The 14,112-nt window shown below is 33.5% G+C and carries 18 protein-coding genes; 14 read left to right on the top strand and 4 right to left on the bottom strand.

Features of this window, described 5'->3' with window-relative positions; all coding sequences use genetic code 11:
* Window positions 1-5 precede the first annotated feature (5 nt).
* Together OLM52_RS08980 and OLM52_RS08975 are read left to right on the top strand one after the other, a co-directional pair.
* Window positions 6-698, top strand: a complete 693-nt coding sequence (locus OLM52_RS08980; protein WP_264548188.1) for a YjjG family noncanonical pyrimidine nucleotidase — start codon at window positions 6-8, stop codon at window positions 696-698.
* A gap of 3 nt (window positions 699-701) precedes the next feature.
* Window positions 702-1,415: a hypothetical protein gene (locus OLM52_RS08975; RefSeq protein WP_264548187.1), complete on the top strand. Its 714-nt coding sequence runs from the start codon at window positions 702-704 to the stop codon at window positions 1,413-1,415.
* A gap of 28 nt (window positions 1,416-1,443) precedes the next feature.
* Here OLM52_RS08975 and OLM52_RS08970 read toward each other — a convergent pair whose 3' ends face one another.
* Window positions 1,444-2,721 (bottom strand): replication-associated recombination protein A, encoded by a 1,278-nt coding sequence (locus OLM52_RS08970; protein ID WP_264548186.1) that lies wholly within the window; start codon window positions 2,719-2,721, stop codon window positions 1,444-1,446.
* Between the two features lie 72 nt (window positions 2,722-2,793).
* Between OLM52_RS08970 and OLM52_RS08965 the strand changes: the two genes are divergently transcribed.
* Window positions 2,794-3,546: a rhomboid family intramembrane serine protease gene (locus OLM52_RS08965; protein ID WP_264548185.1), complete on the top strand. Its 753-nt coding sequence runs from the start codon at window positions 2,794-2,796 to the stop codon at window positions 3,544-3,546.
* Between the two features lie 3 nt (window positions 3,547-3,549).
* Here OLM52_RS08965 and OLM52_RS08960 read toward each other — a convergent pair whose 3' ends face one another.
* From OLM52_RS08960 to OLM52_RS08950, 3 genes are read right to left on the bottom strand one after another with little or no spacing between them, the layout of a single operon-like run.
* Window positions 3,550-3,912, bottom strand: coding sequence for a hypothetical protein (locus OLM52_RS08960; protein WP_264548184.1), 363 nt, complete (start codon window positions 3,910-3,912; stop codon window positions 3,550-3,552).
* Window positions 3,913-3,949: 37 nt separating this feature from the next.
* The gene (gene rlmB, locus OLM52_RS08955; RefSeq protein ID WP_153200730.1) at window positions 3,950-4,684 is read right to left on the bottom strand and encodes a 23S rRNA (guanosine(2251)-2'-O)-methyltransferase RlmB; all 735 of its coding nucleotides are present in this window, start codon (window positions 4,682-4,684) and stop codon (window positions 3,950-3,952) included.
* Window positions 4,685-4,737: 53 nt separating this feature from the next.
* Window positions 4,738-6,351 carry a hypothetical protein gene (locus tag OLM52_RS08950; protein ID WP_264548183.1) on the bottom strand — a complete coding sequence of 538 codons (1,614 nt, stop codon included), beginning with the start codon at window positions 6,349-6,351 and terminating at the stop codon, window positions 4,738-4,740.
* A 306-nt stretch (window positions 6,352-6,657) separates the two neighbouring features.
* Between OLM52_RS08950 and rpsL the strand changes: the two genes are divergently transcribed.
* The 11 genes from rpsL to rpsC all read left to right on the top strand — a co-directional run bounded on the left by rpsL (window position 6,658) and on the right by rpsC (window position 14,110).
* Window positions 6,658-7,065, top strand: coding sequence for a 30S ribosomal protein S12 (gene rpsL / locus OLM52_RS08945; RefSeq protein WP_026725646.1), 408 nt, complete (start codon window positions 6,658-6,660; stop codon window positions 7,063-7,065).
* Window positions 7,066-7,089: 24 nt separating this feature from the next.
* On the top strand, window positions 7,090-7,566 hold the full coding sequence (rpsG, locus tag OLM52_RS08940; RefSeq protein ID WP_264548182.1) for a 30S ribosomal protein S7: 477 nt from the start codon (window positions 7,090-7,092) through the stop codon (window positions 7,564-7,566).
* 11 nt (window positions 7,567-7,577) lie between these two features.
* Entirely contained in the window at window positions 7,578-9,734 is a 2,157-nt protein-coding gene (gene fusA, locus OLM52_RS08935; RefSeq protein WP_264548181.1) for an elongation factor G, read from the top strand.
* 11 nt (window positions 9,735-9,745) lie between these two features.
* The gene (gene rpsJ, locus OLM52_RS08930; protein ID WP_008254495.1) at window positions 9,746-10,051 is read left to right on the top strand and encodes a 30S ribosomal protein S10; all 306 of its coding nucleotides are present in this window, start codon (window positions 9,746-9,748) and stop codon (window positions 10,049-10,051) included.
* A gap of 234 nt (window positions 10,052-10,285) precedes the next feature.
* Window positions 10,286-10,903 carry a 50S ribosomal protein L3 gene (gene rplC / locus OLM52_RS08925; protein WP_264548180.1) on the top strand — a complete coding sequence of 206 codons (618 nt, stop codon included), beginning with the start codon at window positions 10,286-10,288 and terminating at the stop codon, window positions 10,901-10,903.
* Window positions 10,903-11,532, top strand: a complete 630-nt coding sequence (gene rplD, locus OLM52_RS08920) for a 50S ribosomal protein L4 (RefSeq protein WP_264548179.1) — start codon at window positions 10,903-10,905, stop codon at window positions 11,530-11,532. Before rplC ends, rplD begins: the two co-directional genes overlap by 1 nt.
* Window positions 11,533-11,539: 7 nt before the next feature.
* Entirely contained in the window at window positions 11,540-11,830 is a 291-nt protein-coding gene (gene rplW / locus OLM52_RS08915; protein WP_264548178.1) for a 50S ribosomal protein L23, read from the top strand.
* Window positions 11,831-11,836: 6 nt separating this feature from the next.
* Window positions 11,837-12,661, top strand: a complete 825-nt coding sequence (gene rplB / locus OLM52_RS08910; RefSeq protein WP_264548177.1) for a 50S ribosomal protein L2 — start codon at window positions 11,837-11,839, stop codon at window positions 12,659-12,661.
* A 10-nt stretch (window positions 12,662-12,671) separates the two neighbouring features.
* Complete coding sequence (gene rpsS, locus OLM52_RS08905) at window positions 12,672-12,950, top strand: 30S ribosomal protein S19 (protein WP_073583326.1); 279 nt, start codon at window positions 12,672-12,674, stop codon at window positions 12,948-12,950.
* Between the two features lie 6 nt (window positions 12,951-12,956).
* Window positions 12,957-13,367: a 50S ribosomal protein L22 gene (rplV, locus tag OLM52_RS08900; RefSeq protein ID WP_264548176.1), complete on the top strand. Its 411-nt coding sequence runs from the start codon at window positions 12,957-12,959 to the stop codon at window positions 13,365-13,367.
* 8 nt (window positions 13,368-13,375) lie between these two features.
* Entirely contained in the window at window positions 13,376-14,110 is a 735-nt protein-coding gene (rpsC, locus tag OLM52_RS08895; protein ID WP_264368715.1) for a 30S ribosomal protein S3, read from the top strand.
* The last annotated feature ends 2 nt before the right edge of the window (window positions 14,111-14,112 follow it).

Genomic DNA, 14,112 nt, shown 5'->3' with positions numbered 1-14,112 from the left:
TAAAATTGCAACATTTTAAATATAAAAAACATCTTTTTTTTGATTTAGATCACACGCTTTGGGATTTCGATAAAAATTCGGCCTTTGCTTTTGATACTATTTTTAAAGAACAAGGATTTGAAATATCGTTACCTGATTTTTTAAATATTTATATTCCGCGCAATCAGCATTACTGGAAATTGTACCAAGTGAATAAAATCTCACATGAGGATTTACGTTATTATCGTTTGAAAGACGTTTTCGATGCATTGCATTTTGAGGTGTCGGATGAAGTTATAAACCAATTATCTGAAGAATACATTAAATATTTACCCGAATACAATCATTTGTTTGACGGTGCAATTGAATTATTGGATTATTTAAAACCAAAATATCAATTGCATATTATTACCAATGGATTTGCCTCTGTACAAACCAAGAAAATCAAGAATTCCAACATTGGTCATTATTTTGAAACTATAACTAATTCAGAAATGGCAGGAGTAAAAAAACCACATCGCAACATATTTGATTTTGCATTATCTTTGGCAAACGCGTCGAAAGAAGAGAGTTTAATGATAGGTGATAGTTACGAAGCGGATATCATTGGAGCACAGGAAGCAGGAATTGAAGCTGTGTTTTTCAATGAACAAAATTTTGAAGTTGAAAATCAAGTTGTTCAAATTAAACATTTATTGGAATTAAAAAATATATTATAAATCATGAAGAAAATAGCATTATTATTACTTTTAGTAAGTTATACATTTTCATTTGCACAAGAAAAGTACAAGTACGTCATTGTTCCTAAGAAATTTGAATTTTTTAAAGAAGAGAACAAATATAATACTAGTTTTATTGCAAAATCATTTTTTGAAAAGGAAGGATTTCAAGTGTTTTATGATACAGATAATTTTCCGGATGAGTTAGCTAAAAATCGTTGTCTTGCCTTATTTGCTGATGCAACTGAAAGTAATACAATGTTTTCTACAAAAATTAATATTGAGATTAAAGATTGTTACAATAAAGTTGTTTATACAAGTGATCAAGGTTCAACAAGAGAAAAACAACTTGAAAAGGCTTATCCTATTGCTTTTAGATCTGCGCTTAATAGTTTAAAGGGAGTAATGAATTTTAAAAGTACCATGGCTAATTCTTCAGATATAGCTGACAAAATAGTTGAAGAAAAGCCAATACTTAAATCTAATTCTATAATTAACAATAGCGAACTTCGTGCAATTCCTACAGAATCTGGTTATACTTTAGTAAATTATTCAGATAATGTAGTTATGGTGCTTTATAGTACATCATTAGATACTGTTTTTCTTGCAGGAAAAGAAAGTTTTAAAGGAGTTCTTTTAAAGAAAAATAGCGGTTGGTTTTTCGAATATGATTTCGATGGAAAAGTGTATTCTGAAAAAGTAGAAGTTAAGTTTTAATTTTGAACGCTGAACGCTGAACGCTGAATCAATACCCATACTTATCTTTCCATCTATTTTTTAAAAACTGACGTAATTCTTTTTCACGAGCATTTTCACCTGGTTCAAAAAATTTAGTTTCAGAAATTTCAGTGGGTAAAAATTCCTGTTCTGCAAAATTATTCGGAAAATCATGTGAATATTTATATTCATCCCCGTAACCTAATTCTTTCATTAATTTGGTTGGTGCATTTCGTAAATGTATGGGAACAGGTAAATCGCCAGTTTGTTTTACCATTTGTTGTGCTTTGCCAATTGCCATATAACTTGCGTTACTTTTTGCAGATGTGGCTAAATAAATTGCACACTGACTCAAAATTATTCGACTTTCAGGGTAGCCAATAGTTGCCACAGCTTGAAAAGCATTATTGGCCATGATAAAAGCTGTTGGGTTGGCATTTCCTATATCTTCACTTGCTAAAATCAGCATTCTTCGGGCGATAAACTTCACATCTTCACCACCTTCAATCATTCGAGCTAACCAATAAACAGCACCATTTGGGTCGCTTCCACGTATTGATTTGATAAAAGCCGATACAATATCATAATGTTGTTCACCTGTTTTGTCATACAACACTGTGTTCTTTTGTACCAATTGCATTACTTTTTCATTCGTAATTTCAATGGTATCACTTTCTGTAGCATTAATTACCAATTCGAAAATATTCAATAATTTTCGTCCATCGCCACCCGAAAGTCTCAACAATGCCTCGGTTTCTATTAATTGAATGTCTTTGTTTTGAAGCTGAGCATCGGTTTTCATGGCACGGTATAGTAGCGCTTCCAAATCTTCTTTAGTAAACGCATTCAATACATATACCTGACATCTTGACAATAAAGCGGGAATGACCTCAAAACTAGGATTTTCAGTTGTTGCACCAATCAAAGTTATCCAACCTTTTTCAACTGCAGCCAATAAAGAATCTTGTTGTGATTTGCTAAAACGATGAATTTCATCAATAAATAAAATCGGATTTTTTGCCGTGAATAAACCGCTGCTTTGTTTCGCTTTTTCAATAACTTCACGTATATCTTTCACGCCAGAATGTATCGCACTCAGTTGGTAAAACGGACGTTTACTTTCTTGTGCCATAATTTGCGCCAAGGTAGTTTTTCCAGTTCCAGGTGGTCCCCATAAAATCAAACTCGGAATTAATCCTTTGGCAATTTGTTGTGTTAACGAACCCTCAGGTCCAACTAAATGCAATTGGCTGATGTAATCCGATAATTGTTGTGGGCGAATGCGTTCGGCTAATGGTTGATTCATGATGTAAAATTACAATTTTATGACAAATGTGCATAGAAATATTTTTGGCTTTATCTTTGAGTTCGATTCAGTATGGAAAAACATCACGATAATCCTTTTCAGTTTACAAAAGCGGTCATTTATTTGCCGTTATTTTTTGTGTTGACTTTATGGTCGGTTTTTTGGTACGAATTGCATTTTCATCATAGTTTGTCGCATTTTGGTGTTTATCCAAGGGAAGTTTTCGGTTTAAAAGGAATTCTTTTTAGTCCTTTTTTGCATGGCGATATTGAACATTTGGCGAATAATTCCATTGCGTTATTGGTCTTGTTGCCTATTTTGAGATATTTTTATAAAGAACAGTCGTTTGTGGTTTTGTTTTTAGGAATTCTCTTTTCAGGATTAGGAACGTGGTTGTTAGGAAGACCGAGTTATCATATTGGCGCTAGCGGATTAATTTATGCTTTGGTAAGTTTTATCTTCTTCAAAGGTATTTTTACCAAATATTACCGATTAGTAGCTTTATCTTTCACCATCGTAATTTTGTATGGTGGAAGTGTTTGGTATATGTTCCCAAATGTGAAAGAAGGTGTTTCGTGGGAAGGACATTTAGCAGGATTTCTCGTTGGATTGGCTTTAGCATTGGTTTTGAAAACGCCACAATTTGGAAAAACAATTTTCTATGAATGGCAAAAACCCGATTTCAATCCAGAACTCGATCCCTTTATGAAAAACTTCGACGAAAAAGGAAATTTCAATCCACCACCAAAACCAGAAGAAGTGATTCGGGAATATTTTAATTCTTCTATGAAAGTGATTTATGAGTTTTTGGGAGGGAAGAAGTAGTTTTTATTGAATTGATTTGTAAAGTTTAATTCTTTTACTACTTCTGTTTTTTGATAAATATTTAAAAATGATTTTCTTATCAGAAATCTTGATGATTTTTAAAATAGTAGTTTCGTTTTTTTCATCATCATAATTTAATGTGATTAAATTATCTGAAAAAAGATATTTGCCAGTCAAAATTATAGAAACATCCAGTTTGATTTCTTCAACAAAACTTCCATCCTCATTAAAAGTATAGCATCTTTGTTGAATATTTGGAATATTATTTTGTTCACTTAGATTAGAACAAAATTTTCCAATCAAAGCATCTTGGCTATATGATAAAATTGAAAAAAGAAAAATTAAGCTAAAGAATGTTGCTCTCATAACGATTAATTTTGAACACTGAACACTGAACACTGAACTACATTCTCTGTCTCAAAGCTTCATACAAAAAAGCACCACAAGCCACCGAAACATTTAATGATTCAATTGTGCCAAACATAGGTAATTTTGCTTTTTCATCTACAATTTTTAATACCGAAGGATTTACTCCTCGGTCTTCGCTACCCATAATAATTGCTACACCTTCGTTGAAGTTGATGTCATAAATGTGTTGCTCTGTTTTTTCAGTTGCCGCAACGGTTTTAATTCCGCTTCCTTGCAAATAGAAAATGGCATCTTTAATGTGATCTACTTTACAAATAGGCACATTAAAAACAGCTCCAGCCGAAGTTTTAACCGTATCTCCATTCACAGGAGCCGAACCTTGTTTTTGGATAATAATTCCGTCAACACCCGTACATTCTGCAGTTCTGATGATCGCACCAAAGTTACGCGCATCAGACAATTGATCTAAAATTAGGAATAAAGGTTTTTTACCACTTTCGATAACACCTTCTACTAAAGTTTCTAATGAAACAAAAGAAATAGGAGCAATAGTTGCCACAGCACCTTGGTGATTATTTGGAGTTAATCGGTTTAGTTTTTCAACAGGAACGTATGAAAAGTTGATGTTGTTTCTTTTCATTGTTTTCATCAAATCTTGCATTAAGTCGCCTTGCGCATCTTTTTGAACGAATACTTTATCAATTTCCTTTTTAGCGTTAATTGCTTCAATTATTGCTCTAATACCGAATATTTGGTTGTCTTTTTCCATGGCGCAAAGATAGGATTTTAGTTTGATTTTTTGATGGTTTCAAAATGTCCAAATTAAAAATTCGTTTTAAAACTAATATGCACAATCGAATTAGAAAGTTTTATAGCTTGGTCGCTTGTGCTTCCGTTGGCATAAATCAAATTGAACAAGCCATTTTTGGTAAATAATCCAAATCCGAAACCTAAGCCTAAAAGTTTATCGTCAATTGATGCTGTCTTGTCTTGAAAATATCCATAATCGGTTATGGTGTGAATGTATAAATTTGGTGCTGCCAAATAACGATATTCTGCCATAATTCCGCTAAAAATATTCGCTTGTAAACTATTTTCGTTAAAACCTCTAATCGAGTTTATGCCGCCAAAGCGATACAATTCGTTAATTATATAATCATCACTTTGTAAGTAGTAGGATTGATTTTTTATGAGAATACTGTTTTTTTGATTCAATTCAAAATGATGACTAACTTCTAATTGTCCAAAAAACTGATTTGATTTTGTACTCGAAATGGTTCTGTTTCCAAGTCCGATTTTGGTAAAAACTTTTGTTCGTTCCGGAAAAATAAAATTGTCTTGAGAAAAAGTTACGTGTTCAAAACTTGTGGTCAAAAACGTATTGGTAAAATCGTTCAAGCTAAATGAGTTTGTATTTTGGATATCCACTGAATTTGTTTTTTGATACCCTAAATACGCTTTGGTGTTGTACGAAAAGTAGTAGCCCAAATTCAAATCAGTAATCGTATTTTGAAATGTGGAATCTTGCTTGAAAATTCTCAAATTTGCTTTAATTCCAATGGGAGTTTTAAACAAATAGGGCAATTCGGTTCCTAAATTAAAAGAGGTTTGTTTGTTGCCATCGTTTTTCCAATACAAATTGAATTTTTCACCCGAATTCAAAATGTTCTGCAATTGCAAATCTAAATATCCGTTAAAAGTCAATTTGCTTTTGTCATCGTTTGAAAAGCCGATAAAACCATCAAATTTATTAGGTTTCGATTTTTCTAAATACACAAAAATTTTCGTGGAATCGGTTGTAAATAAAATTTCAGGATATTTCAACTGGCTTACGAATTGTAGTTTGTCAAACTCATCGTTTATCTGTTTTAAATTATCTTGATTAAAAATCGCTTTTTTGGCTTTTTTCGTAATTGCTTTTTTAATTCCTGTTGGAAATTTATCGTAGCCTATAATAACGATATCGGTAATATTTCTTTTTGAATTGAGTTTTAGTTGTAATTCGGAAAAAACATTGTTGTCAACTTTTCGCTGATTTATCAACTGCAAATTTGCTAACGAATAACCTTTCTTTTCTAATAAAGTAATTTTTTCTTTCATGAAACTTTCAACTTTATTTATGGCGATTACTAAAGTGTTATTTTCTAATTGCAATAGGGATTTTTCTTCGGCAGAAAGTTTGTCTATATATACGATGTTGCTTTTTACTGAATTCCCCAAATTGTATTTAAAAACAAAACTACTATCGTTTACTTTTTTTTGTTCCAATAGTAACCAATCAAAAAAACCTTGATTCGTTAATTTGCTTTCAAAACGTTTTTGTTCTTCTAAAAGTAATGCTACTGTTGAATGTTTGGATTCATATTGTAAGCTATCAATGGTTTTTTTTTCGATTTCGGAAGTTCCTTCTATGGTTAAATAGAAATTTTGTCCCAATGAAAATTGGAAGCAAAAAAACAGTATAAAACCAAAAAGTAATTTCATAGCAGTAAAGAAACGAAAAAAAGTAAAATAAATTTTATATCCACTTTGTCATTCTGAACTGGTTTCAGAATCTAACACAACAATTCTTAGTAATTTTCGTCTTTCTTTTTTGAAACTCAATACCAATCAAAACACTACAAAAATACAATCGTATTGAAAATTAATAAATTATGATTTGGAAAGTAAAAAATAATTCTTACATTTGCAACCCCGTAAAAAGCGGGAATTTTAAACAGTAAAATTTTTTAGTATTTAATTATGCCAACAATTCAACAATTAGTAAGAACAGGGAGAACCCAAATAACTAAGAAGAGTAAATCGGCTGCTTTAGATTCTTGTCCTCAAAGAAGAGGTGTGTGTACTCGTGTTTATACAACAACTCCTAAAAAACCAAACTCAGCAATGAGAAAGGTAGCTAGGGTTCGTTTAACAAACGGTAACGAGGTGAATGCATACATTCCTGGAGAAGGTCACAATCTACAAGAGCACTCGATAGTATTAGTTAGAGGTGGAAGAGTAAAAGATTTACCAGGTGTACGTTACCACATCGTACGTGGAGCATTAGATACAGCGGGTGTTGCAGGAAGAACACAACGTAGATCTAAGTATGGAGCAAAACGTCCAAAACCAGGACAAGCACCTGCACCAACTGGAAAGAAAAAGTAATTTAAAATCTTTTAAAGAAAAGACATGAGAAAAAGAGCGGCCAAAAAAAGACCACTTTTACCAGATCCAAAATTTAACGATCAGTTAGTAACACGTTTTGTAAACAACTTAATGTGGGATGGTAAAAAATCAACAGCTTTTAAAGTTTTCTATGATGCATTAGAAATCGTTGAAACTAAAAAGCAAGATGCAGAAAAATCTGCTTTAGAAGTATGGAAAGATGCATTAACAAATGTTATGCCTCACGTAGAAGTTCGTTCACGTAGAGTGGGTGGAGCTACATTCCAAATTCCAATGCAAATTCGTCCAGATAGAAAGATTTCTTATGCTATCAAATGGATGATTCTTTATGCAAGAAGAAGAAACGAAAAATCAATGGCAGGTAAATTAGCTTCTGAAATTTTAGCTGCGGCTAAAGAAGAAGGTGCTGCTGTTAAGAAAAGAATGGATACTCACAAAATGGCAGATGCTAATAAAGCATTCTCTCACTTTAGATTTTAATTCGTACAGAAATGGCTAGAGATTTAAAATATACAAGAAATATTGGAATTGCTGCTCACATTGATGCTGGTAAAACAACAACAACTGAGCGTATCTTATTCTATACAGGAAAATCACACAAAATTGGTGAAGTACATGATGGTGCTGCAACAATGGACTGGATGGCACAAGAGCAAGAAAGAGGTATTACAATTACTTCAGCTGCTACAACTTGTGAATGGAATTTCCCAACAGAGCAAGGAAAAGTATTGCCAGAAACATTACCATACCACTTTAATATTATCGATACACCGGGACACGTTGACTTTACAGTTGAGGTAAACCGTTCGTTACGTGTATTAGATGGTTTAGTGTTCTTATTTAGTGCGGTTGATGGTGTTGAGCCTCAGTCTGAAACTAACTGGAGATTAGCTGACCAATATAGAGTTCCACGTATGGGATTCGTAAACAAAATGGACCGTCAAGGTTCTAACTTCTTAAATGTTTGTCAACAAGTTAGAGATATGTTAAAATCTAACGCTGTTGCAATTACTTTACCAATTGGTGAGGAAAATGACTTTAGAGGAGTTGTTGACTTAGTAAAAAACCAAGCTATTATTTGGCATGACGAAACGCAAGGGGCAACTTTTGATATCGTGCCTATTCCAGCTGATATGATTGACGAAGTAAAAGAGTATCGTTCAATTTTAATTGAAGAGATTGCTACTTACGACGAAAACTTGTTGGAGAAATATATGGAGGATGAAAACTCTATTACTGAGGAAGAAATCAATACAGCTTTAAGAGCTGCTACAATTGACATGGCTATCATTCCTATGATTGCTGGTTCTTCTTTCAAAAATAAAGGTGTTCAGTTCATGTTAGATGCAGTATGTAAATACTTACCATCTCCAATGGATAAAGAAGGTATCGAAGGAATTCACCCTGATGATGCTGATTTATTAGAAGAAGATCAAAAGAAAATTTTACGTCGTCCTGATCCAAAAGAGCCGTTCGCAGCTTTAGCATTTAAAATTGCTACTGACCCTTATGTTGGTCGTTTAGCTTTCTTCCGTGCTTATTCAGGTCGTTTAGATGCAGGTTCTTATATCTTGAACACGCGTTCAGGAAATAAAGAGCGTATCTCTCGTATTTACCAAATGCATGCTAACAAACAAAATCCAATCGAATATATTGAGGCTGGAGATATTGGAGCTGCTGTAGGATTTAAAGATATCAAGACTGGAGATACAATGTGTGATGAAAAACACCCAATTATTCTTGAGTCAATGAAATTCCCTGATCCTGTAATTGGTATCGCAATTGAGCCAAAAACAAAAGCTGACGTAGATAAAATGGGTATGGCTTTAGCTAAATTAGCTGAAGAAGATCCAACGTTTACAGTTAGAACGGATGAGGCTTCAGGTCAAACGATTATTTCAGGTATGGGTGAGTTACACTTAGACATCCTTGTAGATCGTATGAAACGTGAGTTTAAAGTTGAGGTAAACCAAGGTGAGCCACAAGTAGAATATAAAGAAGCGTTCACAAAATCGGCACAACACAGAGAAACTTACAAAAAGCAATCTGGAGGTCGTGGTAAATTTGGTGATATCGTATTCCGTTTAGAACCAGCTGATTTAGTAGACGGTAAAGCTCCTATGGGATTACAGTTTGTTAATGAAGTTAAAGGTGGTAACGTACCAAAAGAATATATTCCAGCTGTTGAAAAAGGTTTCAGAGAAGCTATGAAAGCAGGTCCTTTAGCAGGATATGCGGTAGATAGTTTAAAAGTAACTTTATTAGACGGATCTTTCCACCCTGTGGATTCTGATGCTCTTTCTTTTGAATTAGCTGCGAAAATGGGATATAAAGAAGTAGGACGTGCTGCTGGAGCAGTTATTCTAGAGCCAATCATGAAAATCGAAGTTATTACTCCTGAAGAAAATATGGGTGATATCGTAGGTGACTTGAACCGTCGTAGAGGTCAAGTAAATGACATGGGTGATAGAAATGGTGCTAAAACTATCAAAGCAGATGTGCCTTTATCAGAAATGTTTGGTTATGTAACAACATTAAGAACATTATCATCAGGTAGAGCTACATCAACAATGGAGTTTTCACATTATGCAGAAACACCTTCTAATATTTCAGAAGCTGTAATTAAAAAAGCAAAAGGTAACGCTTAATTTTTAAGAAAATGAGTCAAAAAATCAGAATAAAATTAAAATCTTACGATCACATGTTGGTTGATAAATCAGCAGAGAAGATTGTAAAAACTGTAAAAAGTACAGGTGCAGTAGTAACGGGTCCAATTCCATTACCAACACACAAAAAGATTTTTACTGTATTACGTTCTCCACACGTTAACAAAAAATCAAGAGAGCAGTTCGAATTAAGTTCATACAAGAGATTGTTAGATATCTACAGTTCTTCTTCAAAAACTATCGATGCTTTAATGAAATTGGAATTACCAAGCGGAGTTGAAGTAGAAATCAAAGTATAATTGATTTAGATTTAAAAATCGCAATAAATAGAAAAACCGTTAATGTTTTTAAGCATTACGGTTTTTTTCTTATCATTTTTAGTGAGTAAAAAAGCTTTTTTATAAGGATTTTTTACTTAACTATTTATTTTTGCGATAATTAAAAAATAATTTATATATTTGCACCCTCAAAATGAGTAGTGTGCAAATACTATTTTATGTATAAATAAGAGTTTAATTAATAATTAGTTTAATATGTCTGGGTTAATCGGAAGAAAAATTGGCATGACTAGCATCTTTGATGAGAACGGGAAAAATATTCCTTGTACTGTAATTGAGTGTGGTCCATGCGTTGTTACCCAAGTCAGAACCAATGAAGTAGACGGATATTCTGCTATTCAGTTAGGTTTCGATGACAAAGCTGAAAAACGTTCTATTAAAGCTGAGTTAGGTCACTTTAAGAAAGCGGGAACAGCTGCAAAGAAAAAAGTCGTTGAATTCAAAGGTTTTGAACAGGAGTACAAATTAGGCGATGTAATCGCTGTTGACTTATTCGCTGAAGGTGAATTTGTTGATGTATTAGGAGTTTCTAAAGGAAAAGGATTCCAAGGGGTTGTTAAACGTCATGGTTTTGGCGGTGTTGGACAAGCAACACACGGTCAACACAACCGTTTAAGAGCGCCAGGATCTGTAGGAGCGTCATCTTATCCATCTAGAGTATTCAAAGGAATGCGTATGGCTGGAAGAATGGGAGGAGATAATGTAACAGTACAAAACCTTAGAGTTTTAAAAGTGGTAGGTGAGAAAAATCTTTTAGTAGTAAAAGGTTGTGTTCCAGGTCACAAAAGCTCTTATGTAATCATTCAGAAGTAATGGAAGTAAAAGTTTTAGATATCAACGGAAAAGAAACTGGAAGAAAAGTTCAACTTTCTGATTCAGTTTTCGCAATCGAGCCAAACAAACACGCTGTATATTTAGATGTAAAGCAATATTTGGCTAATCAAAGACAAGGAAACCACAAAGCTAAAGAAAGAGCTGAAGTTGCAGGAAGTACTCGTAAAATTAAAAAACAAAAAGGAACAGGAACTGCTCGTGCAGGTTCTGCAAAAAATCCTTTGTTTAAAGGTGGAGGTACCGTTTTTGGACCAAGACCAAGAAGCTATTCATTTAAATTGAACAAAAACTTAAAAAGATTAGCTCGTAAATCAGCTCTATCTTTAAAAGTAAATGAGTCAAATTTAGTGGTAGTTGAAGATTTTACATTTGAAACACCAAACACTAAAAATTTCATTAACGTATTGAAATCTTTAGGGTTAGATAATAAAAAATCTTTATTTGTGTTGGGTGATGCAAATAAAAATGTATATTTGTCGTCACGTAATTTAAAAACGTCTAGCGTTGTAACTACTTCAGAATTAAGCACTTATGCAATTTTAAATGCAAAAAGTTTAGTTCTTTTAGAAGGTGCTGTAGATGGAATTGAAGCTAATTTAAGTAAATAATAAGATTATGAGCATCATAATTAAGCCTATTATAACTGAGAAAATAACTAAAGATGGTGAAATTTTTAACCGTTTTGGTTTTGTAGTTGCTAAAACTGCTAACAAAATTCAGATCAAAAATGCTGTTGAGGCAGCTTTTGGTGTGAATGTAGTTGCAGTTAATACATTAAACTACAGAGCTGATAGAAGTGTTAAATATACCAAAAGTGGTTTAATCAGTGGGAAAACAAATGCTTACAAAAAAGCAATTGTACAAGTTCAAGAGGGAGAAACAATAGATTTTTATACTAATATCTAATAGAAAATGTCAGTTAGAAAATTAAAACCTATTACCCCAGGTCAGCGATTTAGAGTTGTTAATAGCTTTGACACTATTACAACTGATAAGCCGGAGCGTTCATTGATCGCACCGAAAAAAAACTCTGGAGGTAGAAATAGTCAAGGAAAGATGACCATGCGTTACACAGGCGGTGGTCACAAACAAAAGTATCGTATTATTGATTTTAAAAGAACTAAAGATGGAATTCCAGCTACAGTTAAAACAATAGAGTACGATCCAAATCGTTCAGCTTTTATTTCATTATTGTACTATGCTGATGGAGCTAAAACTTACATCATTGCACAAAATGGATTACAAGTTGGGCAAACTGTAGTTTCAGGTGTTGATGCGTCTCCAGAAATTGGAAATGCAATGCCTTTAAGTAAAATTCCTCTAGGAACTGTTATTTCGTGTATCGAATTAAGACCAGGTCAAGGAGCTGTAATCGCTCGTTCTGCAGGAACTTTCGCTCAATTAATGGCAAGAGATGGAAAATATGCAACAATTAAAATGCCTTCAGGTGAAACAAGATTAATCTTGTTGACTTGTTCAGCAACAATTGGAGCAGTTTCTAACTCAGACCACCAATTAATCGTATCAGGAAAAGCTGGTAGATCAAGATGGTTAGGTAGAAGACCAAGAACAAGACCAGTAGCAATGAACCCAGTTGATCACCCTATGGGAGGTGGTGAAGGACGTTCATCTGGAGGTCATCCACGTTCAAGAAAAGGTTTACCTGCTAAAGGTTATAGAACTCGTTCTAAAGTTAACCCGAGTAATAAGTATATTGTAGAACGTAGAAAGAAATAATTAGATAGACATGGCACGTTCATTAAAAAAAGGACCATTTGTTCACTATAAATTAGAGAAGAAAGTTCAAGAAAATATCGCTGGTGGCAATAAAGGTGTTGTTAAGACTTGGTCTAGAGCATCAATGATTACTCCAGATTTTGTTGGACAGACAATCGCAGTTCACAATGGTCGTCAGTTTGTACCAGTTTACGTTACAGAAAACATGGTAGGACACAAATTAGGAGAGTTTTCACCAACAAGATCTTTTAGAGGTCATGCTGGGGCTAAAAATAAAGGTAAAAAATAAGAAGCAATGGGAGTTCGTAAAAGAGAAACTGCAGACGCAAGAAAAGAGGCTAACAAGTCTATTGCATTTGCTAAATTAAATAACTGTCCAACTTCACCTAGAAAAATGCGATTAGTTGCAGATTTAGTAAGAGGTCAGAAAGTTGAACTAGCTCTTAATATTTTAAGATTTAGTCAAAAAGAAGCTTCAAGAAAATTAGAAAAATTGTTATTATCTGCCATAAACAATTATGTACAGAAAAACGAAGATGCTAATTTAGAAGAAGCAGGCTTATTTGTAAAAACGATTACAGTAGATGGTGGAATGATGTTAAAAAGACTTCGTCCAGCTCCGCAAGGTCGTGCACACAGAATTAGAAAACGTTCTAACCACGTTACAATCGTGTTAGGATCAAATAATAACACACAAAGCAATTAATAAACAGTATGGGACAAAAGACAAATCCAATAGGAAATAGACTTGGTATCATCAGAGGATGGGACTCAAACTGGTATGGAGGTAATGACTACGGTGATAAAATCGCTGAAGATTACAAAATCAGAAAGTATATCCATGCACGTTTATCTAAAGCTAGTGTATCAAAAATAATTATCGAGAGAACTTTAAAACTTGTAACCGTTACTATCACTACTGCTAGACCTGGTATTATTATCGGAAAAGGTGGTCAAGAGGTAGACAAGTTAAAAGAAGAACTTAAGAAAATTACTGACAAAGAAGTTCAAATCAACATCTTTGAAATTAAAAGACCTGAACTTGATGCTTACTTAGTAGGTACAAGTATTGCTCGTCAAATTGAAAGTAGAATTTCATACAGAAGAGCAATTAAAATGGCTATTGCTGCTGCAATGCGTATGAACGCAGAAGGTATCAAAGTACAAATTTCTGGTCGTTTGAATGGTGCTGAAATGGCACGTTCAGAAAACTTTAAAGAAGGTAGAATTCCTTTGTCAACTTTCAGAGCTGATATTGATTATTCATTAGCTGAAGCACATACTACTTATGGTAGAATGGGTATCAAAGTATGGATAATGAAAGGTGAGGTTTATGGAAAAAGAGATCTTTCTCCGTTAGTAGGAATGGACAAACAAAAGTCTAAACCTTCAGGATCTTCTGCTCCAAAAAGAGATGGAAATAAGCCAAACGCACGCAAAAGAAAGTAATT

Source organism: Flavobacterium sp. N2820 (genome assembly GCF_025947285.1).
Classification (GTDB): domain Bacteria; phylum Bacteroidota; class Bacteroidia; order Flavobacteriales; family Flavobacteriaceae; genus Flavobacterium.
This window is presented reverse-complemented; position numbering and strand designations above follow the sequence as displayed.